Source organism: Pelagibius sp. (assembly GCF_965227505.1).
GTDB lineage: Bacteria > Pseudomonadota > Alphaproteobacteria > Kiloniellales > Kiloniellaceae > Pelagibius.
Genome location: NZ_OZ245757.1, coordinates 4,750,353 through 4,776,235 on the forward strand (window position 1 = coordinate 4,750,353; position 25,883 = coordinate 4,776,235).

A 25,883-nucleotide genomic window follows, 5' to 3' on the forward strand; every position below is an offset into this window, starting at 1 on the left:
GCCTGTCCCGGCGGCGGAAGTCCGGGCTCCCTGTGCGCCGCCAGGGCACTCGATCGGCGGTCCCTGGGCTTGCCGCTGCCCGGCGGAAAATTCTCTGTTCGCGACACCGCCAGTTATGCCAAAGTTCCCCGTTATCAATGGTCTCTAATGCACAAGGATTCGGCGTCGCCCTATGTTCGGTAACGTTCCGCGAGAGCTGCCCCAGCAGATCGCCCTGGTGCTGGTGCCGCGCTTCTCATTCCTGCCCTTCACCGGGATGGTGGAATCCTTTCGCCTCGCCAATCGGCTGAGCGGCCAGGAGCTCTATCGGCGCCTGCTGGTCTCCACCGACGGCCAGCCGGTGACTGCCTCCAACGGGATCGCCCTGAACGTGGCCGGCGACCTGTCGCAGGCCGAAGCCTGCGGGACGATCATCATCTGCGGCGGGCTGGACGTTCATCTGCATCAGGACAAGGCCCTGCAGGCCTGGCTGCGCAAGATGGATCGCCGCGGCGTGGATGTCGGCGCCATCTGCACCGGCAGCTATATCCTGGCGCAGGCGGGGCTCCTGGAAGGCTTCCGCTGCACCATCCACTGGGAGAACCTGGCCGGCTTCTGCGAGCAGTTCCCGGAGATCGAGGTGACCACCGAGCTCTTTGAGATCGACCGCAACCGCTTCACCTGCTCCGGTGGCACCGCGGCGATCGACATGATGCTGAACGTCATTGCCCGCCAGCACGGCCACGAGCTGGCGGCCAGCGTCGCCGATCAGTTCATGCACGAGCGCATCCGCGACCACCACGACCGCCAGCGGATCTCGCTGCCGGCGCGTCTGGGGGTACGCCACCCCAAGCTGCTTTCGGTCATCGCGCTGATGGAGCAGAACCTGGAGGAGCCGCTGACCCGCAGCGAGCTGGCGCGGGAGGCGGATCTCTCGACCCGCCAGTTGGAGCGCCTGTTCCGGAAGTACCTCAACCGCTCGCCGGCGCGCTACTACCTGGAGCTGAGGCTTAACAAGGCCCGGCTCCTGCTGCTGCAGACCAACATGTCGGTCATCGACGTGGCGCTGGCCTGCGGTTTTGTTTCCGCCTCCCACTTCTCCAAGTGCTACCGCGACTTCTTCGGGCGTACGCCGCGCAAGGAACGGGGCCTGCCCCTGCAGCCGGAAGACGAACAGTCCCGCGCCGCCCAGTAAACCGACCACGCAGGAGACCTGCTCCCCATTGACCTCGCGCTTCGAGACGCTCCGCTCCTCAGCGTGAGGTCAATTCCCTGCGCGCATGCCTCATCCTGAGGAGGCCGAAGGGCCGTCTCGAAGGATGCCGCGGGGCTAAAAAGACTGGCTGTGAGCGCCTGCTTAGGCCGGGCGCCGCCGGCGGCGGCGGCGCTCGCCGCCCGGGGCAGCGTCGTTGGCCGCTGCGGGGGCCGTGGCTGCCGGGAGTTTCACGGCGGCTGAGAGGTTCGGGAAGGCGGCCGAGGAGTGGGGCAGGCCCATGGCCTCGACGAAGTGCGCCTGGAAGTTAGGCTCGACCGCAGTCTCGATCTTCTCGACCCGGCGGATGACGTCTTCGATGTCGTCCCGCGCCTGCTGATTCAGGAGGGCGATGCGCGCCCCGGTGCCCGCCGCGTTGCCCGCCGAGTAGACGTTCTCCAGCGGACAGTCGGGGATCATCCCCAGCACCATGGCGTATTTGGTGTCGATGTGGCTGCCGAAGGCGCCGGCCAGCATGATCTGCTCGACCGCGTCGATGCCCAGGCGGTCCATGAGCAGGCGGATGCCGGCATAGAGGGCCGCCTTGCCGAGTTGGATTGCCCGCACGTCGTTCTGAACGATACGGATTTCCGGCGTCCCCTCGTGCACCAGGTAGGAGAAGGTGCGGCCGTCCGGCTGGATGCGCGGGCTGCGGGCCGCCTGGGTGCCGTCGATGGTGCCGTCGCGGGTGAGCACGCCGGCCAGGAACATCTCGGCCAGCACCTCGATGATGCCGGAGCCGCAGATGCCGGTGACGCCACTCTTGGCGGTGGCCTCGGCGAAGCCGTCTTCGTCCGACCAGAGGTCGCAGCCGATCACCTTGAAGCGCGGCTCCAGGCTTTCTGGATCTATGCGCACCCGTTCGATGGCGCCCGGTGCGGCGCGCTGGCCGCAGGAGATCTGCGCGCCCTCGAAGGCCGGTCCCGTGGGCGAGGAACAGGCGAGCAGACGGTCGCGGTTGCCCAGCACGATCTCGGCATTGGTACCGACATCCACTACGAGGGTCATTTTGTCGGTCAGATGCGGCGTCTCGGAGAGGATGACGCCGGCCGTGTCGGCGCCGACATGGCCGGCGATGCAGGGCAGCACATAGGCCCGGGCGTCCGGGTGGAAGCGCAGGTCGAGCTGGCTGGCCCAGAGGGTGATGCCGGAGTTCGCGGCCAGCGCAAAGGGCGCGCCCCCCAGTTCCGTCGGATCTATGCCGAGCAGCAGGTGGTGCATCACCGGGTTGCCGACGAAGGTGGCGTTGAGGATCTCCTCGCGCTCGACCGCGCCTTCGGCGCAGACCGCATCGGTCAGGTCGTTGATGGCCTGGCGCGCCGCCGCGGTCATTTCCTGCTCGCCGCCGGGGTTCATCATCACGTAGGAGACCCGGCTCATGAGGTCTTCGCCGAAGCGGATCTGGGGATTCATGATGCCGGAGGAGGCCACCACCTCGCCGGTGGACAGGTTGCAGAGATGGGCGGCGATGGTGGTGGAACCGACGTCGACGGCCAGGCCGAAGGGGCGGTCGTGGAAGCCCGGCCAGATCGCCGTGATCACCTGTCCGCGGTGGACCGCGACGGTGACCTGCCAGTTGCCCGCCCTGAGGGTCTGTTGCAGGTTCTGCAGGATGCGCAGATCGGCTTCCAGCCCGGTCAGGCCCCACTGGTCCTCCAGCGCCGCGAGCAGGCGCTCCAGATCGCCGGTGGGGTTGTGCATGTCCGGTTCCTGGACCACGACGTAGTGCAGGCGGATGGCGGGGTCGAGCTCGATGTCCCGGACCTCCGCACGCTTGCGCACCACCTGTTTGTGAACCTGGCTGTCGGCGGGGACGTCGATGACGACGTCCTTCAGGAGCACCGCCTGGCAGGAGAGGCGACGCCCCTCGGCCATGCCTTTCTTGGCGGCATAGCGCTCTTCGGTCGCGCGCCTTGCGCTGACGTGTTCCTCGCGGCTGGTGATGCCGTGCTTGGCGAACTCGCCGGTCCCGACCGTCACCTGGCAGCGGCCGCAGAGCCCGCGCCCGCCGCAGACCGAGTCGATATCCACGCCCAGGCTTTGCGCCGCCTTCAGCAGCGGCGTGCCTACCGGAAAGCGACCGCGCTTTCCGGAGGGCGTGAAGACAACGAGGGCTTTCTCAATCACGGGCGTCCTGTTCCCGGCGGTTTGGTTCCCGGAAGCTGGTTCCGGGCGGCTTAGCCTCTGCGTCGCCGCCGCTCACCACGCCGGCCAGCGGCTTCGCCACCCGCGCCTTCAGCGGCGGGTTCACGGAACTTCTTGATCCAGGCACGGCAGTCCCTGTCATGGCCGTTCAGAACGTCAGCGGCCATGATACCCGTCAACTCTTCCTGGTGCAGCGGATTCATGATCGCCGAGGTCATGCCGGCGCCGGCGGCCATGGCCAGGAAGACGGCGTTCAGGGCGTGGCGGTTGGGTAGACCGAAAGAGATATTGGAAGCGCCGCAGGTGGTGTTGACGCCCAGCTCCTCGCGCAACTTGCGAACGATGGCGAAGGCTTGCCGCCCGGCAGTGCCCATGGCGCCGATCGGCATGACCAGGGGATCGACCACCACGTCGGCTGCGGGAATGCCGTAGTCGGCGGCGCGCTCGACGATCTTCTTGGCAACGGCATAGCGCACGTCCGGGTCTTCGGAGATGCCGGTCTCGTCGTTGGAAATCGCAACGACGGCGGCGCCGTGCTTTTTCACCAGCGGCAGCACGCGTTCCATCTGCTCGTCTTCGCCGGTCACCGAGTTCACCAAGGCCTTGCCCTGGTAGACGCTAAGGCCCGCTTCCAGCGCCTCGACGATAGACGAGTCGATGGAGAGCGGCAGGTCGGTGAGCGACTGGACCAGCTTAACGGTCTCGGCCAGGATCGCCGGCTCGTCCGCCAGAGGGATGCCGGCATTGACGTCGAGCATGTGGGCGCCAGCGGCGACCTGGGCCAGACAGTCCGCTTCCACCCGGCTGAAGTCGCCGGCGGCCATTTCCGCGGCCAGCAGCTTGCGGCCGGTGGGATTGATGCGCTCACCGATGATGCAGAAGGGGCGGTCGAAGCCGATTACCACTTCCTTGGTTGCCGAGCTTACAACCGTGTCTGCCATGCTGCCCTTACTCCTAATGTCAGCGGACCCTCGTCAGCAAGTCCGCGGCGGGCTTGAATCCGTCTCTTGCCGGCCAAGCCGCTGAAACCCGAAAGACGAAGGGATTTAGTCCCCGTTCCGCGGCGCCGGGCTGGCGCAGGGGCGACCGAGACTGGCCAGTTCGCGCAAGGTTCCGGCGATTCCCGGCCTTTACGGCGGTCAGTCGATGGACCGGGTCACGTTGAAGCCTTTGTCCTTCGGCTTCAGCTCCAGTTCCCCGTCCGCCACGGCGTAGCTCCAGGCAGCCGAGCGGCGCAGTCCGCCCAGGGGATACATGTGCACGCGGGCGATGCCGCAGCCGGGGTCCATGGCCTTGTAGCGCGCGAGATCGAGCAGCAGCTTGTCGGGCGCGTTCACCGTCATCAGCTTTGCCACGTTGCGGGCCTGTTTGGTGAGGAACCGCATCGAGGGCCCGACGCCACAGGCCTTGGCGTGGTTGATCAGCGTCTTGATGGTGGCGAGGCCCGGCACGCCGATGTGGATCGGCAGCCTGTTGCCGGCGGCCTGGATCGCCTTGTCCCAGGCGATGATCGGCGCCGCCTCGAAGCAGAACTGGGTTGCGATGTAGAGGCTGGCATCGCTGCGTGCCGCAAAGGCGTTTTTCCAGTCCAGCGCCTGCTGCAGGGCCGCCGGCGCGATGTCGGGGCTGCCCTCCGGATGGCCGGCGACACCGATGGTCTCCACGCCGTAGGCGTCGAAGAGACCGGTTTCCAGCATTGCCATGGAGCTGTCGAAGGGTCCAAGCGGCGAGTCGACGGCGCCGCCGAGCGCGACTACGTGCTTCAGGTCGACTGCGTCCTTCAGGGCCTTGAGGTAGTCTTCCAGTGCCTGCCGGCTGGGGATGGACCGTGCTGCAAAGTGCGGCATCGGCTCGAAGCCTTCGGCCTTCAGGCGGGCGGCGGTCGCCAGCGTGTCGGCAAAGTCGGAGCCGGGCAGGAAGGTGACGGCAACGCGCGTTCCCGGGCGCAGGTGGTCGCGATAGTCGGCGATCTTCGCGGCGGATCCCGGCGTCGTCTCGATGGTGAAGTCCTGCATCAGATCGACGATCTGGTGGCGGGTCTCCTCGGCGGCCAGGTCGACCGCATCAGCCTTGCTCACGGCAAACATCCCAGTATCCCTCTATCCGATCACGCCGTTTCCTGACCGCCGGCGGCAACCAGTTCGGCCAGCCGGGTGTCGTCGTAGTCGTTTTCCAGCTGCGCGGCCGCGGCGGAGGCTTCGGCCTCCAGGTCGTCACCGCATTCGCTGGGATGGCCCCGGCGCCACTCCTCGAGGTAGGCGTCGCTGCCGTGCAGCTTGGCGCGCATGGCAGCGCGGTCGATCGCTTTTTCGAAGCGCTCGGTCAGCTGGATCTTGGCGTTCTTGCGGCCGGCCTTGACGATCACCTGGGCCGGGATGTCGCGCCAGTAGACGACAGTCAGCTGAGCCATGACGCGGGCTCCTTCGGCAGCTCGACCTTGTTTTCGAGAAAGCTGGCCATCTCGCCGTAGCCGGTGAAGCGGTACTCATAGGCGAGCCCCAGGCGCCGGGCGGCCTGCTCGGCGCGGGCCTGCAGATCCTTGTCCTCGGTCTGGGCCAGGAAGATCAGCTTCTTGTAGTTGCCGAAATAGAGCTCGAGCAGTTCCGGATGGCGGTCGAGGCCGAGGCCCTGGATGATCAGCCGGTCAAAGTGGCGCGCCAGATAGTCGGTCAGATAAAAGGTACCCACTTCGGCCTCGGCCAGGGCTTCGAAGACCTTTCCGCCGGCATAGAAGGCATAGCAGTGCGGACCTTCGATACGCTCGACGCCTTCCTCGCGCAGGACCCGGTCCAGCTCGCCGCCGGTGCCGCAATCTCCATAGAGGACATAGATGTGGTCGTAGCGGTCCTTCGCACCCTGGATGCGCTCGCGCACAGCGCCGGGAATCTTCTCCGGCGTGTTGTGCCATGCCGCCGGCAGGCAGCTCACGGTCAGATGGCGCCAGGCATTGACCCGGATGAGTTCGACCACCTCGCGCGCCAGTGCGCCACAGGCGATGAGCAGCGTGCGCTCCGGGCAGTCCACAATCGGCTGAACCACGGCCATGGCAATTGTCCTTGGCGGCTGGGGCCGGCGCTCAGGCGGCGCCCTTCTGGTTATGGCGGCGCTTCATGAAGTCCTTGGCGGTTTCCACCGCCACGGCGGCGTCGCGGCAATAGGCATCGGCGCCGACGGCTTCGGCGAAGGCTTCGTTCAGCGGTGCGCCGCCGACCAGAACCACGTAGTCGTCGCGGATGCCCTTCTCCTTCATGGTGTCGATAACGACCTTCATGTAGGGCATGGTCGTGGTGAGCAGGGCCGACATGCCGAGGATGTCCGGCTTGTGCTCTTCCAGCGCATCCAGGTAGTTCTCGACCGGGTTGTTGATGCCCAGGTCGATCACATCGAAGCCGGCGCCCTCCATCATCATCGAGACGAGGTTCTTGCCGATGTCGTGAATGTCGCCCTTTACGGTGCCGATCACCATGGTGCCGAGCTTGGGTGCTCCGGTCTCGGCCAGCAGCGGGCGCAGGATCGTCATGCCGCCCTTCATTGCGTTGGCGGCCAGCAGCACCTCCGGCACGAAGAGAATGCCGTCGCGGAAATCGATGCCGACGATCCGCATGCCCTCGACCAGCGCCTCGGTGAGGACACGGTAGGGCTCCCAGCCGCGGCCGAGGAGAATGTGCACGCTCTCCTCGATCTCCTCCTTGAGGCCATCGTAGAGGTCGTCGTGCATCTGCTTGACGAGTTCTTCGTCGTCGAGGCTGTTGAGATCGAGATCGTCTTCTTCGGCCATCCGCGTAATCCCTAAGGCAAGATCCCAGTTGCAGGCACAGATGGGGGGCCGATGGCCCCCTATGTCTTATTTTTGACGTTTATGGGCCTTCTTCAGCTTCACCTTTGGCGACTGATCGTGTCTGAATCGCGACACCGGGGAACGATAGGGAACTCAAGGGGTTGCGCGGGTTCTGGCCGGTCGCTGGCGGGTTCCGGCAGCCCGATCCTCCCGGGGTATTTCCCGTGCTGACCACCGGCAGGACAGAAAACCCATACAAGGACGCGGCCTGCCGCTGCGGCGGTAAGGCGCAGGCTGACCGCAATCGCCACCTGCGCCCTTGCCAAGGCGGAACACCGGTGGAAGGATTTGCCCTCAGGGGACGACTGGATTCGTCGACTTCGGGACTGTCATGCCCTTCAGCGTGGCGATTATTGGGGCCGGGCCCAGTGGCTTCTATACGGCAGAGGCGCTGCGGCGGTTGGACCGCGACTATCGGATCGACCTGCTTGAGGGCTTGCCGACACCCTTCGGGCTGATCCGCTCCGGCGTCGCGCCGGACCATCAATCCACCAAGCGCGTTGCCCGCAGCTACGAGCGCACGGCCGCCGACAAGGCCGTGCGCTACTACGGCAATGTCCAGGTGGGCCGGGACGTCGGGCTGGCCGAGCTACGCCGCCTCTACGATGCCGTGGTGATCGCCGTCGGAGCGCCGCTCGACCGGGACCTGAGTCTCCCGGGCGGCGACAAGACCGGCGTTTATGGCTCCGCCGCCTTCGTCGGCTGGTACAACGGCCATCCGACCCACCGCGATCTCGAACCGGATCTCAACGTCACCGCCGTTGCCGTCATTGGCAACGGCAACGTGGCGCTGGACATCGCCCGGGTGCTCGTGAAGACGCCGGCGGAAATGGCCAACACCGATCTGCCGGAGCATGCCGCAGAGGTGCTGCACGCCGCGCCGGTGCGGGACATCTATCTCATCGGGCGCCGCGGTCCGCTGGAGGCGAAGTTCACCAACGTCGAACTGCGCGAGATGGGGCAGTTGTCGGACGCCTTGCCGGTGGTCGACGGCGGTCAGCTGCCCGCGGGCCCGAACCCGGCAGCAAGCGAGCGCGACCAGCGTCTGCAGGCCAAGAACCTGGAGACCCTGCGCAGTTTCACAACACTCGAGGACAAGGGCGGGGATGAGGGCCAGCGCAAGCGGGTCCATTTCCAGTTCTTCCTGCGCCCGCTGGAGGTTCTGGGCGACGGTCATGTGGAGGGCCTCCGTCTGGAGCGCACTCGCCTGGAGGAGGGGCGGGTCGTCGGCACCGGAGAGACCATCGACCTGCCTTGCGGCGCGGTCATCGCCGCCATCGGCACCCGGGCCCAGCCGCTGGAGGGTCTGCCCTTCGACGACCGCAGCGGAACCGTGGTCAACCGCCGCGGCCGCGTGGCCAAGGGCCTCTACGTCGTGGGCTGGGCGCGGCGCGGTCCCACCGGCGTTATCGGCACCAATAAGCCCGACGCCGACGAAATCGCCCGCCACATCGAGGCGGACCTGACCGACGCCAAGGCGACGCCCGGGCACCGCACCGGGCGTGCCGCGCTGGAGGATCTGCTGGCCGAGCGGGGCGTCACCTGGGTCAGCTTCGACGATTGGAAGGCCATCGAGGCCGCGGAAATAGAGGCCGCGGCTCCGGGCATGCCGCGCAAAAAGCTGATCAGCATCGCCGAGATGCTGGCGGTTCTGGGCGGCCCGTCCTCGCCCGGGGAGTGATCTGCGAAGCGCTTGTTCGAACGCTCTGGCAGGCTATATACACATACAGAAATTGTGATTTTTATGTATTTCACTGCGGATTAGGATGTTTTTCGAACTTGGCGTTGGCAAATGCGCTTCCGCAGGGCCATATTCACGCCGGGTCGGCAGAGCGGATGGGGCCCGGCCTGTCGTCCGCTCCGCCTGACGTTCAATGAGAGGTCCAGGAATGGAAGGTTCGACGGCGCTCAAAGCCGAACCCTCAGGCCGCCGGGTGCTCGACTCGGCGGTGGTACGCTTTGCCGGAGATTCCGGCGACGGCATGCAGCTGACCGGCAGTCAGTTCACCCTGTCCACCGCGCTGGCCGGGAACGACCTTGCCACCTTTCCGGACTTTCCCGCCGAAATCCGTGCGCCGGTCGGCACCACCTTCGGCGTCTCCGCCTTCCAGATCAACTTCGGCGCCCGGGTGATCAAGACCTCCGGCGACGACCTGGACGTTCTGGTCGCCATGAACCCGGCGGCCCTGAAGGTCGATCTGCCTAGCCTCAAGGCCGGCGGTCTGCTGATCATCGATTCCGGCGCCTTTACCGAGCGCAACTTCACCAAGGCGGGCTTCGCCGCCGATCCGCGCGAGGACGGCAGCCTGGACGACTACCGGATCGTCGCCGTCGACATGTCGCAGATGACCCAGGATGCGGTGAAGGACCAGGGCCTTACGAAGAAAGAGGCCCTGCGCTGCAAGAACATGTGGGCGCTGGGGCTGGTCTATTGGATGTTCGGGCGCCAGCGCAAGGCGACCCAGGACTGGCTGAATGCCAAGTTCGCCAAGCGGCCGGAGATTGCGGCGGCGAACATCGCTGCCCTGAACGCCGGCCATGCTTTCGGCGAGACGGCGGAGATGGGCGAGGACCTGGCGGCCTTTTCCGTGCCGGCGGCCAAGATCGCGCCCGGTCTCTACCGCAACATCACCGGAGCGGAGGCGCTGTCCTGGGGCCTGGTTGCCGGGGCGGCGGCGGCGGAGCTGAAACTCGTTTTCTGCTCCTATCCCATCACCCCCGCCTCCTCGCTGTTGCACTCCCTTGCCGGGCTCAAGGACCACGGGGTCGTCACCTTTCAGGCCGAGGACGAGATCGCCGCGGTCTGCGCGGCCATCGGCGCCTCCTATGCCGGCGGCGTCGGGGTGACGTCCAGTTCCGGTCCGGGCGTGGCCCTGAAGACCGAGGCGCTGGGGCTTGCCATCTCGGCCGAGCTGCCGCTGGTGGTGGTGAACTCCCAGCGCGCCGGCCCCTCGACCGGGATGCCGACCAAGACCGAGCAGTCCGACCTCTATCAGTCCGTCTTCGGGCGCAACGGCGACAGCCCGCTGGCGGTGCTGGCGGCGCGCTCTCCGGCGGATTGCTTCGAGGTGGCGATGGAGGCAGTGCGTCTGGCCACCCGCTACATGACGCCGGTGATCCTGCTGAGCGATGGCTACATCGCCAACGCGGCGGAGCCCTGGGCCCTGCCCGACGTCAACGCCCTGCCGCGCTTCCCGGCCAGCTTCGACATCGATCCGGAAGGCTTCCATCCCTTCCGCCGCGACTCAGAGACTCTGGCCCGCAACTGGGCGGTCCCCGGCACGCCCGGCCTGGAACACCGCATCGGCGGCATCGAGAAGGCTAGCGACAGCGGCAACATCTCCTACGATGCACAGAACCATCAGCGGATGACCGACCTGCGCCGCGACAAGATCCTGGGCATTGCCGGCGACATCCCCGAACAGGTCTTCGAACAGGGCGGCACCGACGACAGCCTGGTGGTGGTCGGCTGGGGGTCCACCTACGGACCGATCAGCCGCGCCGTCGACAACCTGCGCCAGGAGGGGGTGTCTGTCGCCCATCTGCACCTGCGGCACATCTGGCCATTGGCGCGCAACCTGGGCGATCTGCTCGCCGCCTTCGACCGCATCCTGGTGCCGGAGATGAACGACGGCCAGCTTGTGACCCTGCTGCGCAGCGAGTTCCTCGTGCCGGCGGAGGGCGTCAACAAGGTGACCGGCAAGCCCTTCAAGATTGCCGAGATCGAGGCGGCGGTACGCGCCCGCCTGGAGAGCTGAGATGAATGTGACGACACCGCCGGTGAAGACGGCCAAGGACTATGCCTCCGACCAGGAGGTGCGCTGGTGCCCGGGCTGCGGCGACTACGCGATCCTGAAAGCGGTGCAGAAGACCCTGGCCGAGCTGCAGGCGGAAACCGAGAAGACCGTCTTCATTTCCGGCATCGGCTGTGCCGCCCGCTTTCCCTATTACCTCGCGACCTACGGCTTCCACACCATCCACGGGCGTGCGCCGGCCATCGCCACCGGCGTGAAGCTGACCAATCCGGAGCTCGACGTCTGGGTGGTCTCCGGCGACGGCGATGCGCTCTCGATCGGCGGCAATCACCTGCTGCATGTTCTGCGCCGCAACGTCGATCTGCAGATCCTGCTGTTCAACAACGAGATCTATGGTCTCACCAAGGGCCAGTACTCGCCGACGTCGCGGGTCGGCACCCGCTCGCCCTCGACGCCGCGCGGCTCGCTGGACACGCCGGTCTCCGCCGGCGCCTTCGCTCTGGGCGCCGGCGCGCGCTTTTTTGCGCGCTCGGTCGACACGCAGCAGAAGCACCTGCCGGAGGTGCTGAAGCGGGCGCGCCAGCATCGCGGCGCGTCACTGGTGGAGATCTTCCAGAACTGCATCGTCTACAACGACGGCGTCTTCTCCGGCTTTACCGACCGCGCGGTCGCCGCCGATGCGCAGATCCTTCTGGAGCACGGCAAGCCCATGCTCTTCGGCAAGGAGCGCACCCAAGGGCTGCGTCTGGCGCCCGGCCGTCTGGCCTTAGAGGCGGTCACCCTCGACGAAGACGGTGTCAGCGAGGCCGATATCCTGGTCCACGACGAAACGGACCGCACCATGGCCGGCCTTCTGGCGGCCATGGAGCCGCCCCACCTGCCGGTCGCGCTGGGTGTGCTGTACTGCGATCCGGCGCCGGCCAGCTATGAAGCCTCTGTTGCCGGCGAGGTCGCGGCGGCCCAGAAAGCCAGTCCGGGCAAGCTGGCCGAGCTTCTGCAGAAGGGCCCCACCTGGACGGTCGACTAGCGCAGACCGCAAGGGCAGATCGCAGAGCGGAACCGCCCGTCTGCTTAGATCGGCTTTCCGCCTAGATCAGCGTTCCGTTCAGACCAGCTTTCTCAGCAAGGCCATGAACTGATCCTGCTCCTCGGGATTGAGAGGGGCCAGGATCTCGCCGCCGATGGTCTTGGCATCAGCCAGGAGGCCGGACACCGTTTCCTGCCCGAGGGGCGACAGGCTCAGCAGCATGCGGCGCCGGTCGTTGGGGTCCGGCAGGCGCTCGATCAGGCCGCGTTCCTGCAGGCGCCGTATGACGCCCTGAATTGTCGCCGGGTCCATCGCCGCCAGCCGGCCGAGCCGGTTCTGGGAGAGCCTGCCGGTTTCGTGCAGGCGCGCCAGGGCGAAGAACTGTGTCGGCGTCAGTTGAGCATCGGCCAGGACCGAGAGGAAAATGGACGAGGCCCGCTGATGCGCCCGGCGCAGCAGGTGCTGGACCTGGTCGTCCAGGATAAACGTACGCACCGGCGGCGCCGTGGAGACGTCAGTCTGTTCGGGTAAGCTGGACAAGTTGGTCACTCCCAAGGAGTTTAAAACCGCGGTAAGGCAACCCGATGATCGTCTTTTGCGATTCGTTTGAGTGCCAACAAATCCTCTGCCACACCAAGTATATAGGGCGTCCCGCGCGGTCGTCCAGCGGCTAGAGTCCGGCGGGATGCGCCCTGATCAGGGGGCCGCTCGACTCCGGGACCAGCTTCAGGGACCAGCTTCAGGGCCCGGCCTCAGGGCCGAGCTCACGGCCTGGCTCAGGAGCTGGCCTCAGGACAGGAGGTCGTCCTCCAGCAGGCGGGCGGAGAACCAGCCGCTCAGCACCAGTTCGGTCAGGGCCTCGATGTCCGGAGCCAGCAGCCGGTCGTCTTCCAGGAAGGCTGCCTCGGCCCGCACCGCTTCCATCGCGTGGATCAGCTTCGGGGAGGTCTTCAGCGGCCGGCGCAGATCGATGCCCTGGGCCGCCGCCATCAGTTCGATGGCAACGATACCGGCGACATTCTGGGCGATGTCCGACAGCCTGCGGGCGCCATGTGCGGCCATGGAGACATGGTCTTCCTGGTTGGCGGAGGTCGGCAGGCTGTCGACGCTGGCCGGGTGGCTCAGCATCTTGTTCTCGGAGGCCAGGGCGGCGGCGGTCACGTGGGCGATCATGAAGCCGGAGTTGAGGCCGGGTTCGGCAACCAGGAAGGCGGGCAGGGTGCTCATGGTCGCGTCGACGAGGAGCGCGGTGCGGCGCTCCGAAAGGGCGCCGATCTCTGCCATCGCCATTGCCAGCATGTCGGCCGCGAAGGCCACCGGCTCGGCATGGAAGTTGCCGCCGGAGAGCACCTCGCCGCTGTCGGGAAAGACCAGCGGATTGTCGGAGACGGCGTTGGCCTCGATCGTAAGGCTGCGCGCCGTGCTGCGCATGACGTCCAGGGCGGCGCCCATGACCTGGGGCTGGCAGCGCAGGGAATAGGGGTCCTGCACGCGGTCGCAGTCGAGGTGGGATTGACGGATCTCGCTGCCCTGCAGCAGTGCGCGCAGCCGCGCCGCGACATCGATCTGGCCTTCGTGGCCTCTCAGAGCGTGGATCCTTGGATCGAAGGGCGTATCGCTGCCCAGCGCCGCGTCGACCGAGAGGGCGCCGGCGGCCAGGGCCGCGGCAAAGATGTCCGCAGCCTGAAACAGCCCGTGCAGAGCCAGCGCCGTCGAGACCTGCGTGCCGTTGAGCAGGGCGAGCCCTTCCTTGGCGGCGAGTTCGATCGGGGCCAGGCCGTGTTCGTCCATAACCGCCCGCGCCGGGCGCGGTTCGCCGTTCAGGCGGATCTGCCCCTCGCCGAGCAGCACGCCGGAAAGGTGGGCGAGCGGTGCGAGGTCGCCGGAGGCGCCGACCGAGCCCTTGGCCGGGATGACCGGGTAGAGCCCTTCGTTCAGATGCAGGATCAGCCGGTCGATGACCGCGGCGCGGATGCCCGAATGGCCGCGCGCCAGGGCGTTGATCTTGGTCAGCAGGATCAGGCGGACGACGCGGTCGTCCAGAGCCGGGCCGACGCCGGTGCTGTGGGAGCGCACAAGCCGGCTCTGGAGTTCGGCCACCTGGTCGGCGGAGATGGTCTGACGCGCCAGGCTGCCGAAGCCCGTCGTGATGCCGTAGACCGTGCGGCCCTCGGCGACCACCGCCGCGACGGTCTCGGCCGAGGCCCGGATTGCGTCGTAGCTTGCGGGCGCCAGGTCCAGCGGGCGCGGCGCTTCCCAGAAGCTGCGCAGGTCCTGCAGCGTCAGCGCCCCGGCCGTAAGTGTGAAGCGGTCCCCTGGCACTGGCGCGATCCTCCCTTCCCAAAGTTGTATATACAACTTCGTCCGTCATAGCACTCTTTGCAGCGGCCATAAAGCACCGGATGCCGGACCGTGGCGGCTGCCGGAGCGCGCAGCGCAGGCCTGAAGTTGTGAGGTTTTACACGCTTTTGGATTGTAGGACCTTTAACCCAGAATTCGCGTAAATCCTTGAAATCATGACCCAGTGCCGCAGTCAGAAAAGACGATATCGAGTAGTCGTATCGTTGATGCTTACTCTTAAAAAGTCCTTCTGAAGCAGACGCTTAGATTAAACGCTTGTTTAAGGTGTCGGCGGTTAGCTTTCGCTCATTCAAGACCATTTGCTCATGGGGGCGTTCAATGTTGATGAGGGCCGTTCGATCGTTTGGGATCGCGCATCGCATATCGCTGCTGATTGCGCTTTCCGCCCTTGGAATGGTGTTTGTTGGCGGCATCATGCTGGTCGATCTACGCGCTTCGCTGGTGGACCAGAAGCGCAACGAGTTGCGCCAGCTCGTGGAAAGCGCGGTCGCCATCGCTGCCGCCTATCACCAGCGCGCCGAGGCCGGCGAGTTGTCGACGGAGGAGGCGCAGCGCCTGGCGCTGACCGCGATCGGGGATATCCGCTACAACGGCAATGAATACTTCTGGGTGAACGACCGGCAGTCGGTGATGATCATGCATGCGGCCAAGCCGGAACTGAACGGCAAGGATCTGAGCCAACTGAAGGACAAGGCCGGCACCCAGATCTTCGTTGAGTTCAACAGGGTCGTCAGCGCCTCGGGCTCAGGCTACGTGCGCTATCTCTGGCCGAAGGCGAACAGTGATGTGCCTGTCGACAAGGAGTCCTACGTCAAGGGTTTCGATCCCTGGGGCTGGGTCATCGGCACCGGTGTTTACATCGATGACCTGAAGGCGATCTTCTGGAAGGAGGCCGTGTTTGTCGCGGGCACCATCACCGCCATCCTGGTCGGCATCGCCATCATCTCCGTGTTCATCGCCCGCAGCATTACGCGGCCCATCGCCGGTATGGTCGGTAGCATGCGCACGCTGGCGGCGGGCAATCTGGAGGTCGAGGTGCCCGGCGCCGGCCGCCGTGACGAGATCGGCGAGATGGCCGATGCGGTAGAGGTTTTCCGGAGTAACGCGCAGGAGCAGAGGCGCCTGGAGCAGGAGAACCGTGAAGCGGCAGCGCGCTCGGAGGAGGAGAAGCGCGCGGCCATGCGCCAGCTTGCCGACGGCTTCGAGGCCAGTGTGAAGTCGGTCGTCGACTCCGTCTCCGCGACTGCCGGCACGATGCAGGGCACGGCACAGTCTATGTCTTCTGCCGCCGATCAGACCGAAGAGCAGGCCCGTGCCGCCGCTACCGCTTCGGACGAAGCTTCGGGCAACGTGCAGACCGTGGCCTCGGCCGCGGAAGAGCTTTCCGCGTCGATCGAAGAGATCGGGCGCCAGGTCACCCGTTCGTCGCAAACGGCCAGCAAGGCGGTGGACGACGCACGTGGAACCAATGGCAAGGTCGAGGGGCTGGTCGACGCCGCCCAGAAGATCGGCGAGGTCGTGAAGCTGATCTCCGACATTGCCGAGCAGACCAACCTCCTGGCGCTCAACGCCACCATCGAGGCGGCGCGCGCCGGTGAGGCGGGCAAAGGCTTTGCCGTGGTGGCCAACGAAGTGAAGTCCCTGGCCACCCAGACCGCCAAGGCAACGGAGGAGATCTCCCAGCAGATCGGCGAGATCCAGACCGCGACCACCGATGCCGCCGCGGCCATCCGCTCCATCGGCGAGACGGTGGAACAGATCAACGAGATTGCCGGCTCGATCTCCGCCGCGGTGGAGCAACAGGGGGCGGCCACCCAGGAGATCGCGCGCAATGCCCAACAGGCCTCGGCCGGCACGCAGCAGGTCGCCGGCAACGTCGCCGCGGTCACCAAGACGGCTGGGGAGTCCGGCAGCTCGGCGAGCGAGGTGCTGAGCGCCGCCGGCGAGCTTTCGACCCAGTCCGAAGGTCTGCGCCGCGAAGTGGAACAGTTCATCGCGAAAGTGCGTGCGGCCTAGCGGCCTCGAACACGCACCCGTTTTTCTCAAGCGGGCCCCGGCTTTGTCGGGGCCCGTCTTGTTTGGGGGCTTCCGTCCTCCGCGATACTATCTGTCGGTTGCGGAACAGCGATTGCGCCGCGCCGCGCCAAGCTTGGGTTTGCGCAGGCGGAATTGGGCCATCGGACGGCGGAAACGGACGGGTGCGGGATGAGCGGCAAGCGGCGGGCAGGGGCTGAGAACAAGCGCGCGGGCGGCCGGCGCGGCGCGGCGCGGCGCAGAACCGCTTCCGCCGAACGCTCTTCGCCCGCCGTGGCCCCGGCCGGACTTTCCGGCGGCGCCTACCGTCCTCTGCGGCAAGGCGATGTGGAACGGATCGTCGGGGCGGCGATGGAGGTGCTGGAGCGCACCGGCATCGAAGTTCACCCCAGTCCCTGCCGCGAGGTGTTCCGCGCCGCCGGCTGCCGCATCGATGAGGACGCCGACCGCGTCTACATCGGTCACAAGCTGGTCGAGCGGAGCCTCGAGACGGCGGCCCGCAAGGTCCTTCTCGCCGGGCGCAGCCCGCAGCACGATCTGGAACTGGGCGGGCAGCGGGTCTACATGGGCACCGGCGGCCAGGCGGTGAAGATCCTCGATCTCGACGGCACCGTCCGCGAGACCCGGCTGAGCGACAACTACGATATCGGCCGCCTCTGCGACACACTGGAACACATCCATTTCTACATGCGCCCGGTGGTGCCGCGCGACCTGCCCAACGAGCAGATCGACATCAATCAGTTCTATGCCTGCCTGGCGGCCACCGAAAAACACGTGATGGCCAACGCCTATCTGCCGGAGAAGGTGGCGGAGCAGCGCGCCATGGCGGAGGTCCTGGCCGGCGGGGCCGAGGCGCTGGACCGCCGGCCCATCATCTCCTACAGCAACTGCTGGACCGTCAGCCCGCTGCGCTATGCGACCGAGACCGTCGAGATTCTCGACCAGATCGTCGCGCATGGACTTCCGGTCGCCATCTCCTCGGCCCCCCAGGCGGGGGCGACCTCTCCCGCGGCGCTGGCCGGAACCCTGGTGCAGATCATCGCCGAGCAGCTCTCCGGCATCACCTACGTGAACCTCCTCAACCCCGGCCACCCGCTGATGATGGGCTGCGTGCCGGCCCAGGCCGACCTGCGCAGCGGCGCCTTCGTCGGCGGCTCGGCCGAGTTCGCGCTGCTCAATGCCGCCTGCGCCCAGATCGCCCAGCATCTGGAGATCCCGATCTACAACTCCTCCGGAATCTCGGACTCCAAGGTCCCCGATGCGCAGGCCGGGGCGGAGAAGGGTGTCACGGGCCTCGCTGCGGCTCTGGCTGGCTCCAATTACATTCATCACTCCGCGGGCTTCCTGGAGAGCCTGCTCACGGTCGCCTACGAGCAGTACGTCATCGACAATGACGTCAACGGCGAGATCATGCGCATGCTGAAAGGCATCGAGGTGACGGAAGAGTCGCTCTCCATCGCCGTGATCGACGAAGTCTGCAAGGGCCCGGGGCATTTCCTGGGCCATGCGCAGACCCTGGCCCTGATGAACAGCGAGTACCTCTACCCGAGCCTTCTGGACCGGGACAACCGCGACGACTGGGAGCAGAAGGGCGCCCGGGACCTTCGCGAAGCGGCGCGCGAAAAGGCGCGCAAGGTACTGGCCGAGCACTGGCCGCAGCCCATTTCACCGGATCTGGACGCGGAGCTGCGCCGGCGTTTCGAGATCGTCCTGCCGGTCCGGGCCATGCGCCCCGCCGCCTGACGGCTGCGCTTGGAGGAGCACGGCCGGCAGGCTAGGCTGCCGATATGGACCAGGTTCCGTTCTGGCAGCGCAAATCGCTTTCGGAGATGACCACCGCGGAGTGGGAATCTCTCTGCGACGGCTGTGGGCGCTGCTGTCTGATCAAGCTGGAAGACCCGGACGATGGCGAGATCGTGCACACCGATGTTGCCTGCCATCTGTTGAATCTGAAAACCTGCCGCTGCGGCGACTATGCGAACCGCAAGGCACGGGTGCCCGACTGTGTTCAGCTTTCGCCGGAGAACGTCGCCGGTCTGAATTTCATGCCGCCGAGCTGCGCTTACCGCCGCCTTGCCGAAGGCCGCGACCTGGCCTGGTGGCACCCCCTGGTCTCTGGCGACCCGAATACGGTCCATGCAGCCGGGATCTCGGTGCGCGGTCAGGTGGTCTCCGAGCAGAGGGTGGCCGACGCCGAACTGGAGGACCATATCGTCGATTGGCCCGAAACGGAGGATGCCCCTGAATCATGAGAGGCGAATCATGAGAGGCGAACCGTGACAGGCGAGCCATGAGGGTTGAACGATGACAGCGGCGGCGCCGACACTCACGGAGATTGCAGCGGCTGCCGGCGCGGTCGGACTGCATCTGCGCGGCGCTTTCATCGCGGTGCCGGACGATGCGGTGCCGCCGCAGCCCGACGGTCGGCCCAGCCGCAGCCTTGTTCTGCTTGGCAATCTTGGCGGCAGCCTCTGGCCCGACTTCGCGGCGGGGCCGGAGTTCGCCGACGGCAGGCCGGACCCCATGAACCGCTGGTCGCTGCGGGTCGCCGCCGCCCTGGCCGAACGCTTCGGCGGTCTGGCGCTGTTTCCTTTCGGCGGGCCGCCTTATCTCCCCTTTCTGCGCTGGGCCCAGAAGGCGGAGGGCCTCAAGCCTTCGCCGCTGGGCATGCTGATCCATCCGGTCTACGGGCTCTGGCACGCCTACCGCGGCGCCCTTGCCCTGCCCGAGACCCTCGCGCTGCCGCATGAGCGGCCGGCCGCGCATCCTTGCGACACCTGCGCGGAAAAACCCTGCTTGTCGGCCTGCCCGGTGGACGCCTTCTCCGAGTCCGGTTGTGACGTTCCGGCCTGTGTCGGCCATCTGCGTGTTGCGGCCGGCGATGACTGCCTGACCGGCGGCTGCCTGGCGCGCCGGGCCTGCCCGGTCGGGAGCGAATACCTTTATGCGCCACCGCAGGCGGCCTTTCACATGCAGGCCTTCGTGGCAGCCCAATCCGAACTGCAAACCTTTGAGACGGAGTCTTGATGAAACGGACCATCCTCTTGATCGATCATCCCGTCGGCAAGCGCGACGATCGGGCGTCGAAGATGCTGCAGGAGATGGGCTACGCAATCGAATGGTGTTCGCCGGGCAAGGGCGACAGTCTGCCGCCGCTGCAGGCGGACTATGAGGCGGTCATCGTCTATGGCGGCGCCGAGAGCGTGAACGACGCCGAGGCCAAGGACTACATCCGCGCCGAGATCGACTGGATCGGAGCCTGGGCGGAGAGCCGCCGCCCCTTTCTTGGAATCTGCCTGGGCGGGCAGATGCTGGCCCGGGCGCTGGGGGCGCCGGTGGCCCGCCATGGCGACGGCATCCACGAGATCGGCTATGTGAAGATCGATCCGACCCCGGCTTCGGACGGCTTCCTCGGTGAGGCCATGCACGTCTATCAGTGGCACAACGAAGGCTTCGAACTGCCGTCCTCGGCCGAACTGCTGGCCAGCGGCCCGGTGTTTCCCAACCAGGCGTTTCGCTACGGCGACAAGGCCTACGCGATCCAGTTCCATCCCGAGGTCTCGGAAGCGGTCATGGCGCGCTGGCTGCGCGATGCTGCGCACATGCTCGAGGAGCCCGGCGCGCACGCCAGGGACCGCCAGCTCGCCGACGCGGCACAGTACGACGAGCCGCTGGAATCCTGGCTGCGCGGATTTCTGGAGCGCTGGCTCGCCTGACGGCGCAGCTTATTTCACCGCAATCAGCCGCGGTCCACCTCCTGCCTCGCCGAGCGGCGCGGCCCAGCGCTGCCCCAGGCGCTGGGCCCGGGCGCCGATCGCGAGAAGGTGCTGTCCCGCGAAGCGGCGCAGGCGCAACAGGGCCCTGGCGGTTCGGCGCGGGCGGCGGGGTCGGACCGGCCGGAACCGCGGGGCGAAGGGCTCGCTGATGCCGGGAGGCGGCAGGCTGCCGCCGGCGCGGGCGATGCTGTACAAGAGAATTTCAGACATAATTTTCCTCATTCAAAAAGTCGACTGAGGTTGAGTCTCTGTCGAATTTGCATGCTTGAAATTGGCTTCTATCCAATAAAGTATGGAGTGATGCATAGGGGGCAATCGATGCTTTCTAATGCAATGAATTAGAATTTCTTGGGTATAAAGCGATGAAGGATCTGCCTCCCCTGAACGCCTTGCGGGCCTTTGAGGCCGGCGCCCGACACCTCAGCTTCACCAAGGCGGCGGCGGAACTCCATGTCACCCAGGCAGCCGTCAGCCATCAGGTGAAGGCCCTGGAGGAACACCTCGGCTTTGCGCTGTTTCGCCGGCTGACCCGCAAGCTGGCACTGACCGAGCAGGGGCGGGTTCTCCACCCGGTCGTCCGGGATGCCTTTGCCCGCATTTCCGATACGGCGGCGCGGCTGAAGAGCGACGGGGCGGAAAGCCGCACCCTGACCGTGTCGATCACCCCGGCCTTCGGTGCCAAGTGGCTGATCTATCATCTGCCGCGGTTCTGGGAGGAGTATCCGGAGATCGACGTGCGCGTGCACCACTCCATTCAGCCCGTCGACCTGCGCCAGGACGACGTCGACATTGCCGTGCGCTTCGGTGCCGGCCACTGGGAAGGTCTGGTGTCGGAGTTTCTGCTGCGGGTGGACTACGTCCCCGTCTGCAGTCCGAGCCTGCTGGAGGGTGACAACCCGCTGAAGCGGCCCGAGGACCTGTGCCGTCACACCCTTCTGCATGAGGACGATCACAGCGGCTGGGTCCAGTGGCTTGCCGTGGCCGGAGTGGACAGCGTCGACGCGCGCCGCGGACCGGTCATCGACGACTCCACGGTCATCCTGCATGCCGCCGCCGAGGGCAAGGGCGTGGCCCTGGGGCGCAGCTCTTTGATCGGCGAGGATCTGGCGGCCGGCCGGCTGGTGAAGCCCTTCGACCTCACGATGTCCAGCGACCTCGGTTATCACCTCGTCTATCTGCCCAGCGCACTCGAGCGCCAGAAGGTGAAGGTCTTTCGCGACTTCCTGGTGGACGCGGCGAGCGCCGACGAAAGCTAGCGCAGGCGCTGTGTATCTGCCTGTGCCGTCGCGTCCGGTCGCGCGCCATCGAAGTCGTCCGCCGGACTGTGTGCGATCGCCGGGCCAACGATCTCGAAGTAGAGTTTGCGCTTCATCGAGACGGCAAAGTCGGCGAAGTCGTCGGCGGTGAGCAGGAAACTGCCCGGACCGCCCACCACCCAGGCCTGGTAATAGCTGGCCAGGTCCGGTTCTTCGTTCAGGATTGCCAATCCATTGATCGTGATGCCGGCCTGGTTGGCCAGCGCCCGGGTCAGCGCGGGGGAGTCGCCCTCGTTGGCGCGGCCGTCGCCGGAGACGTCGATGACGCGCCGTTTGCCGTGATAGGCGTTGCCTTCCAGCATCACCATGGCCTGGGTGAGGGCCGTGCTTATGGAGGTCGCCCCGCCGCCGACCAGCCGACCGCTCCGGCGCACCTGCCGGGCGTAGGCCAAAGCATCTTCGGCGCTCGCAACGTGTCGCCAGTCCAGAGCCACGGCGTAAGCGCCGGCACTGGACCACTGCAGCAGGCTGACGGCGATGCCATCGGGTGCAGTCTCCGCGATGGCCTGGAGCACAGCAGCATCCTCGAAGGCGCCGGCAATGCCCTCCATCTGCAGCACGAACTCGTCATCCGTGACGCTGGAGGAAGAGTCCACAGCCAGCACCAGTTCCAGGTGGACAAGTCGGCGTTCCGTCGCTGAAGCATCGCGCAGTTCCGTCCATCCGGGCCGCGGCGCGAAAGACAGGAAAACAATCAGCGCCACCAAGGCGGTCCCAGAGAGTAACGACGGCATCCGGCCAGTCTAGCGGTTGCTGACTGCCCCGGATAGCACAAGCGGCGACACGGGCCCGGTCCTGCGCCACCGCCGTTCCTCTCGTGCCTTTCCACATCGCGCACTCGCTTATCGGTTTCGCGACGCTGCCGGCAAACTGGCTCGCATTTGTCACAACTGGCGGAATCCGTTCATCGCTTTTAAACCGCGGCTCCGGCATAGTGCGGCGGTCAGGTCGGGCAGTGTGATAGGGGTGAGGGCTTATGCTTCGGGCAAATGGGTTCTTCCAAATGCGGCTCGCTTTGCTGATCTGCGCGGGCTTCGCAGGTTTTGCCGGCGCGGCGGCTGCCGCTGGAGAGGAGCGGGCGGTCACCCTGGAAGCGGCGGTCGCCGAAGGGGCCAAGCCGCTGCGCGAGGCCGTCACCTTTTCCATTGCCCGCATCGGTCCGGGCGGGCTGCTTGAGCCGCTGGCGGAAGAGGTCGGTGCACCCTTGAAGACGACGCTTGCGGACGGGCGCTATCGGGTCGAGGCGCGCTACGGCGACGCAAGCGCGCTCTCCGTCTTTGATGTTTCGGGCCGCGCGGTCACGCACCGCGTGAACCTCAATGCCGGCTGGGCCCAGCTGCGCGTCATTCCTCATCGTGGCGCCCAGCCGCTTGCCTCTGCGATCGACTGGCAGATCCTGACCTACGGGCGCGATGCCAGCGGACAGCGGCGTCAAGTGGCTGCAGTGCGCAGCCCCAACCCCCAAGTCATACTGCCGCAGGGGCATTACCTCGTGGTGGCCCGGACCGCCGATGCCGTGGCCAGGCACACGATCGAGATCGCCGCCGGCCATACCTACAAGTACACGTTGGATCTGAACGCCGGTGCGGTCGCGTTCTCGGCGCTGCGCGGACGTGGCGGACCGGTTGTCAACGAAACGGTCGACTGGAAGGTCTTCAAGGCGAGCGACAAGACGTTCAGCGCGCCGGTGACCACACGCAGCGCCGCCAACGGAGAGTTCCTCTTGCGGGAGGGCCGCTATGTTGTGCTGGCCAGCCGTGGTCGGTGGAAAGGCCGCGCGACGGTGGAGGTGCGCCCGGGCAACGCGCGCCGGATCGCCGTGGAACTCAACTAGCGCCGCTGCCGGCGCTTCACCGTCCGGTTTCGGGAGTCCCGATCAGTCGAGGTTGCGGAGTTTCTCGGCGGTGTCCTTGCGCCACTCCGCTTCGTTCTGGATGGCTTCCAGCGTCACCGCTTCGCCTGAGTTGGGGTTGACCAAGGCTTCGGACTCCGGTTCACCGCCGGTGATCTGCGCCAGGGTGCTCTGACCCTCTTTGGTCTGGCTGAAGGCCACGAGGACGACCAGGATGCCCAGGGCACCCAGCACGGCAATCCGCTTCGTCATGATCTGCTCCCACTCCCCGATACCGGCCCGACGTTCGGGCCGTCTCCCGATGCGCAGCTATGTAAGCCCGATCCCGAGCAATGCCCATGACTTTTCTGTGACCCTCCGGCCCGCGGGGAACTCTCTGCTGCATTAGTGTTTTCTGAATTTCGGGCAGAGGACTCAGAACAGCCAGTCGGGCAGCCAGGTGGCCAGCCCCTGCCACTGCCAGAGCACCAGCATGCCGAGGATCTGCAGGCCGATGAATGGCAGGACGCCGGTGTAGATCTGGCCGGTTGTAATCTCCTTTGGCGCCGCGCCGCGCAGGTAGAACAGCGAAAAGCCGAAGGGCGGTGTCAGGAAGGACGTCTGCAGGTTGATCGCGATCAGGATCGACAGCCAGACCGGGTCATGGCCCATGAGGATCAGCGCCGGCACAACCAGCGGCAACAGGATCACGGAGATTTCGACGAAGTCGAGAAAGAAGCCGAGCACGAAGATCATCGCCATGACGAAGAGCAGCGCGCCGTCCGGACCGCCGGGCATGGCGGCGATGATCTCCTCCACATGGGCATCGCCGCCGAGGCCCCGGAAGACCAGCGAGAACACGCTGGCGGTGAGGATGGTGGCGAAGATCATCGCCGTCACCGTCAGGGTGCTGGTCATCACCGGTTTCAGGATCTCCGCCCGCCAGGCGCGTCGCAGTGCAAGACCAATGGCCGCCACCGCCACGGCCACCAGCGCCACCGCAAGGGCGCCGAGCGCCCAGTCCAGAGCGGTGACGTCGTCGCGCTGCAGGCGCACCGGCGCGAAGCGCGCCAGCACCGCGAGCGCCAACAGGGCCGCGCCGCCGGCATAGATCAGTCCGGGTCGTCCGTTCTGGCGCAGGGCGGCCAGCAGCAGGGCGCCGATGGCCCCGACCGAGGCCGCCTCGCTGGGGGTCGCGACACCCCCCAGGATCGACCCCAGCACGGCGACGATGAGGATCATCGGCGGCAGCAGGGCTGCCAGCACCTTGGCGCGGGGCGGCGCTGCCTCCGGGCGGGCGAGGGCGGGCGCCGCGGCCGGCGTGATCCAGGCCTTCGCCAGCATGTAAATCGCGTAGAGTACGACGAGGGCGAGGCCGGGCAGCAGCGCCGCGGCGAAGGTCTGGCCGACCGAGATGGTGTCGATGGTGAAGAGGCCCTGGCGGAACTGCGCCTGCTGATAGGCATTGGACATCACGTCCGACAGGATGATCAGCAGGGTCGAGGGCGGGATGATCTGGCCGAGGGTGCCGGCGGTGCAGACCACGCCGGAGGCAAGGCGCGGATTGTAGCCGTTGCGCAGCATGGTCGGCAGCGCGATGAGGCCCATGGCGACGACGGTGGCGCCGACGATGCCGGTGGAGGCGGCCAAAAGGGCGCCGACCAGGATGACGGAAACGCCGAGCCCGCCGCGCAGGCTGCCGAACAGCCGGCCCATGGTTTCCAGCAGGTCTTCGGCGATGCGGCTTTTCTCCAGCACCACGCCCATGAAGACGAACAGCGGAATGGCGATCAGCACGTCGTTGGTCAGCAGGCCGAAGATGCGCTGGCCGAGGGCGCCGAGGAGACTGAGATCGAACACGCCGAAGGCCCAGCCGAGGCCGGCGAAGACCACGGCGATGCCGGTCAGCGTAAAGGCAACCGGATAGCCCAGCAGGATGGCGCCGATCAGCGCCGCGAACATCAGAACGTCGAGGTATTCGCTCACGCGGACTCCTGCTCACCGCGCAGCCGCAGAAGATCGCGCAGCAGGCAGGCGAGGCCCTGGAGGATGAGAAGAATGCAGAACGCCGGGGTCAGGGACTTCAGCAGGAAGGAGGCGGGGATGCCGCCGACGGAGATCGGTCCTTCGAGCACCGCCCAAGCGTTGCGCACCGAGGGCCAGGTGAACCACAGCAGGACCAGCATGGAGGGCAGCAGGAAGAGCAGGCCCCCGAAGGTGTCGACCATGGCCTTCCCGCGCTTGGGCCGGCGGCTGTAGAAGATATCGACCCGCACATGGGCGTCGACCAGCAGCGTGTAACCGGCGCCGGCCATGAAGAGGGCGGCGTGCATGTAGAGCACGCCTTCGTTCAGGAAGATGAAGGAGATGCCGAAGACATAGCGCAGCACCACCACGGCGAACTGCAGCAGCACCATGGCCAGCGCCAGCCAGCGCACCGTGGAGCCGACGGCGCGGTTCACCGCCTCAAGCCGGTCGATCCAAAGCTGCATCTTTGCTTCCAGAAGGTGCCCCCGATCCCATGCTTCGGGACGACCGCTATAGCGGTCTCCTCAGCATGAGGTCCTGG

24 protein-coding genes are annotated in these 25,883 nt (G+C 66.5%); 11 read left to right on the top strand and 13 right to left on the bottom strand.

The features are described from left to right. Positions 1-172 precede the first annotated feature (172 nt). The gene (locus tag ACO06P_RS22310; RefSeq protein WP_420347435.1) at positions 173-1,174 is read left to right on the top strand and encodes a GlxA family transcriptional regulator; all 1,002 of its coding nucleotides are present in this window, start codon (positions 173-175) and stop codon (positions 1,172-1,174) included. Positions 1,175-1,336: 162 nt separating this feature from the next. Here the strand turns inward: ACO06P_RS22310 and ACO06P_RS22315 are convergent, their stop codons facing one another. From ACO06P_RS22315 to ACO06P_RS22340, 6 genes are all read right to left on the bottom strand, one after another. Continuing rightward, positions 1,337-3,358, bottom strand: a complete 2,022-nt coding sequence (locus tag ACO06P_RS22315) for an ASKHA domain-containing protein (RefSeq protein ID WP_420347436.1) — start codon at positions 3,356-3,358, stop codon at positions 1,337-1,339. Positions 3,359-3,408: 50 nt separating this feature from the next. After that, positions 3,409-4,317 carry a methyltetrahydrofolate cobalamin methyltransferase gene (locus ACO06P_RS22320; RefSeq protein WP_420347437.1) on the bottom strand — a complete coding sequence of 303 codons (909 nt, stop codon included), beginning with the start codon at positions 4,315-4,317 and terminating at the stop codon, positions 3,409-3,411. A 198-nt stretch (positions 4,318-4,515) separates the two neighbouring features. Further along, complete coding sequence (locus ACO06P_RS22325) at positions 4,516-5,454, bottom strand: metFprotein (protein WP_420347438.1); 939 nt, start codon at positions 5,452-5,454, stop codon at positions 4,516-4,518. Between the two features lie 29 nt (positions 5,455-5,483). Beyond that, positions 5,484-5,786, bottom strand: a complete 303-nt coding sequence (locus ACO06P_RS22330; protein WP_420347439.1) for a virulence factor — start codon at positions 5,784-5,786, stop codon at positions 5,484-5,486. Then, entirely contained in the window at positions 5,774-6,421 is a 648-nt protein-coding gene (locus tag ACO06P_RS22335) for a DUF1638 domain-containing protein (protein ID WP_420347440.1), read from the bottom strand. The genes ACO06P_RS22330 and ACO06P_RS22335 overlap by 13 nt, the downstream gene beginning before the upstream one ends. Positions 6,422-6,452: 31 nt before the next feature. Continuing rightward, positions 6,453-7,154, bottom strand: a complete 702-nt coding sequence (locus ACO06P_RS22340; protein ID WP_420347441.1) for a corrinoid protein — start codon at positions 7,152-7,154, stop codon at positions 6,453-6,455. 391 nt (positions 7,155-7,545) lie between these two features. Here ACO06P_RS22340 and ACO06P_RS22345 point away from each other — a divergent pair, with 391 nt between their 5' ends. The 3 genes from ACO06P_RS22345 to ACO06P_RS22355 all read left to right on the top strand — a co-directional run bounded on the left by ACO06P_RS22345 (position 7,546) and on the right by ACO06P_RS22355 (position 11,996). Further along, positions 7,546-8,895 carry an FAD-dependent oxidoreductase gene (locus tag ACO06P_RS22345; protein WP_420347442.1) on the top strand — a complete coding sequence of 450 codons (1,350 nt, stop codon included), beginning with the start codon at positions 7,546-7,548 and terminating at the stop codon, positions 8,893-8,895. 208 nt (positions 8,896-9,103) lie between these two features. Beyond that, positions 9,104-10,972: a 2-oxoacid:acceptor oxidoreductase subunit alpha gene (locus ACO06P_RS22350; RefSeq protein ID WP_420347443.1), complete on the top strand. Its 1,869-nt coding sequence runs from the start codon at positions 9,104-9,106 to the stop codon at positions 10,970-10,972. 1 nt (position 10,973) lies between these two features. Then, a complete protein-coding gene (locus ACO06P_RS22355) occupies positions 10,974-11,996 on the top strand; it encodes a 2-oxoacid:ferredoxin oxidoreductase subunit beta (protein ID WP_420347444.1) in 1,023 nt (340 codons plus the stop codon). A 78-nt stretch (positions 11,997-12,074) separates the two neighbouring features. Here the strand turns inward: ACO06P_RS22355 and ACO06P_RS22360 are convergent, their stop codons facing one another. After that, on the bottom strand, positions 12,075-12,536 hold the full coding sequence (locus ACO06P_RS22360; protein WP_420347445.1) for a MarR family winged helix-turn-helix transcriptional regulator: 462 nt from the start codon (positions 12,534-12,536) through the stop codon (positions 12,075-12,077). A gap of 249 nt (positions 12,537-12,785) precedes the next feature. Beyond that, on the bottom strand, positions 12,786-14,318 hold the full coding sequence (hutH, locus tag ACO06P_RS22365; RefSeq protein ID WP_420347446.1) for a histidine ammonia-lyase: 1,533 nt from the start codon (positions 14,316-14,318) through the stop codon (positions 12,786-12,788). Positions 14,319-14,771: 453 nt separating this feature from the next. Between hutH and ACO06P_RS22370 the strand changes: the two genes are divergently transcribed. The 5 genes from ACO06P_RS22370 (at position 14,772) to ACO06P_RS22390 (ending at position 20,107) form a co-directional block, all read left to right on the top strand. Next, positions 14,772-16,373, top strand: a complete 1,602-nt coding sequence (locus tag ACO06P_RS22370; protein ID WP_420347447.1) for a methyl-accepting chemotaxis protein — start codon at positions 14,772-14,774, stop codon at positions 16,371-16,373. A 189-nt stretch (positions 16,374-16,562) separates the two neighbouring features. Continuing rightward, positions 16,563-18,134 carry a trimethylamine methyltransferase family protein gene (locus ACO06P_RS22375; protein ID WP_420347448.1) on the top strand — a complete coding sequence of 524 codons (1,572 nt, stop codon included), beginning with the start codon at positions 16,563-16,565 and terminating at the stop codon, positions 18,132-18,134. Positions 18,135-18,178: 44 nt separating this feature from the next. Further along, complete coding sequence (locus ACO06P_RS22380) at positions 18,179-18,643, top strand: YcgN family cysteine cluster protein (RefSeq protein WP_420347449.1); 465 nt, start codon at positions 18,179-18,181, stop codon at positions 18,641-18,643. Between the two features lie 52 nt (positions 18,644-18,695). Continuing rightward, positions 18,696-19,418: a ferredoxin gene (locus tag ACO06P_RS22385; protein ID WP_420347450.1), complete on the top strand. Its 723-nt coding sequence runs from the start codon at positions 18,696-18,698 to the stop codon at positions 19,416-19,418. Continuing rightward, the gene (locus tag ACO06P_RS22390; protein ID WP_420347451.1) at positions 19,418-20,107 is read left to right on the top strand and encodes a glutamine amidotransferase-related protein; all 690 of its coding nucleotides are present in this window, start codon (positions 19,418-19,420) and stop codon (positions 20,105-20,107) included. Before ACO06P_RS22385 ends, ACO06P_RS22390 begins: the two co-directional genes overlap by 1 nt. 9 nt (positions 20,108-20,116) lie before the next feature. On the opposite strand, the gene ACO06P_RS22395 is transcribed toward ACO06P_RS22390, so the two are convergent. Then, a complete protein-coding gene (locus ACO06P_RS22395) occupies positions 20,117-20,377 on the bottom strand; it encodes a hypothetical protein (RefSeq protein WP_420347452.1) in 261 nt (86 codons plus the stop codon). A 152-nt stretch (positions 20,378-20,529) separates the two neighbouring features. Here ACO06P_RS22395 and ACO06P_RS22400 point away from each other — a divergent pair, with 152 nt between their 5' ends. Continuing rightward, the gene (locus ACO06P_RS22400; protein ID WP_420347453.1) at positions 20,530-21,423 is read left to right on the top strand and encodes a transcriptional regulator GcvA; all 894 of its coding nucleotides are present in this window, start codon (positions 20,530-20,532) and stop codon (positions 21,421-21,423) included. On the opposite strand, the gene ACO06P_RS22405 is transcribed toward ACO06P_RS22400, so the two are convergent. Then, positions 21,420-22,187 carry a DUF1194 domain-containing protein gene (locus ACO06P_RS22405; RefSeq protein WP_420347454.1) on the bottom strand — a complete coding sequence of 256 codons (768 nt, stop codon included), beginning with the start codon at positions 22,185-22,187 and terminating at the stop codon, positions 21,420-21,422. The two genes, ACO06P_RS22400 and ACO06P_RS22405, sit on opposite strands and share 4 nt — an antisense overlap. Positions 22,188-22,486: 299 nt before the next feature. Between ACO06P_RS22405 and ACO06P_RS22410 the strand changes: the two genes are divergently transcribed. Continuing rightward, the gene (locus tag ACO06P_RS22410; protein WP_420347455.1) at positions 22,487-23,317 is read left to right on the top strand and encodes a hypothetical protein; all 831 of its coding nucleotides are present in this window, start codon (positions 22,487-22,489) and stop codon (positions 23,315-23,317) included. A gap of 42 nt (positions 23,318-23,359) precedes the next feature. On the opposite strand, the gene ACO06P_RS22415 is transcribed toward ACO06P_RS22410, so the two are convergent. From ACO06P_RS22415 to ACO06P_RS22425, 3 genes are all read right to left on the bottom strand, one after another. Beyond that, the gene (locus ACO06P_RS22415; protein ID WP_420347456.1) at positions 23,360-23,587 is read right to left on the bottom strand and encodes a hypothetical protein; all 228 of its coding nucleotides are present in this window, start codon (positions 23,585-23,587) and stop codon (positions 23,360-23,362) included. A gap of 162 nt (positions 23,588-23,749) precedes the next feature. Further along, positions 23,750-25,300 (bottom strand): TRAP transporter large permease, encoded by a 1,551-nt coding sequence (locus tag ACO06P_RS22420; RefSeq protein ID WP_420347457.1) that lies wholly within the window; start codon positions 25,298-25,300, stop codon positions 23,750-23,752. Beyond that, on the bottom strand, positions 25,297-25,806 hold the full coding sequence (locus ACO06P_RS22425) for a TRAP transporter small permease subunit (RefSeq protein WP_420347458.1): 510 nt from the start codon (positions 25,804-25,806) through the stop codon (positions 25,297-25,299). Before ACO06P_RS22425 ends, ACO06P_RS22420 begins: the two co-directional genes overlap by 4 nt. Positions 25,807-25,883: the final 77 nt, after the last annotated feature.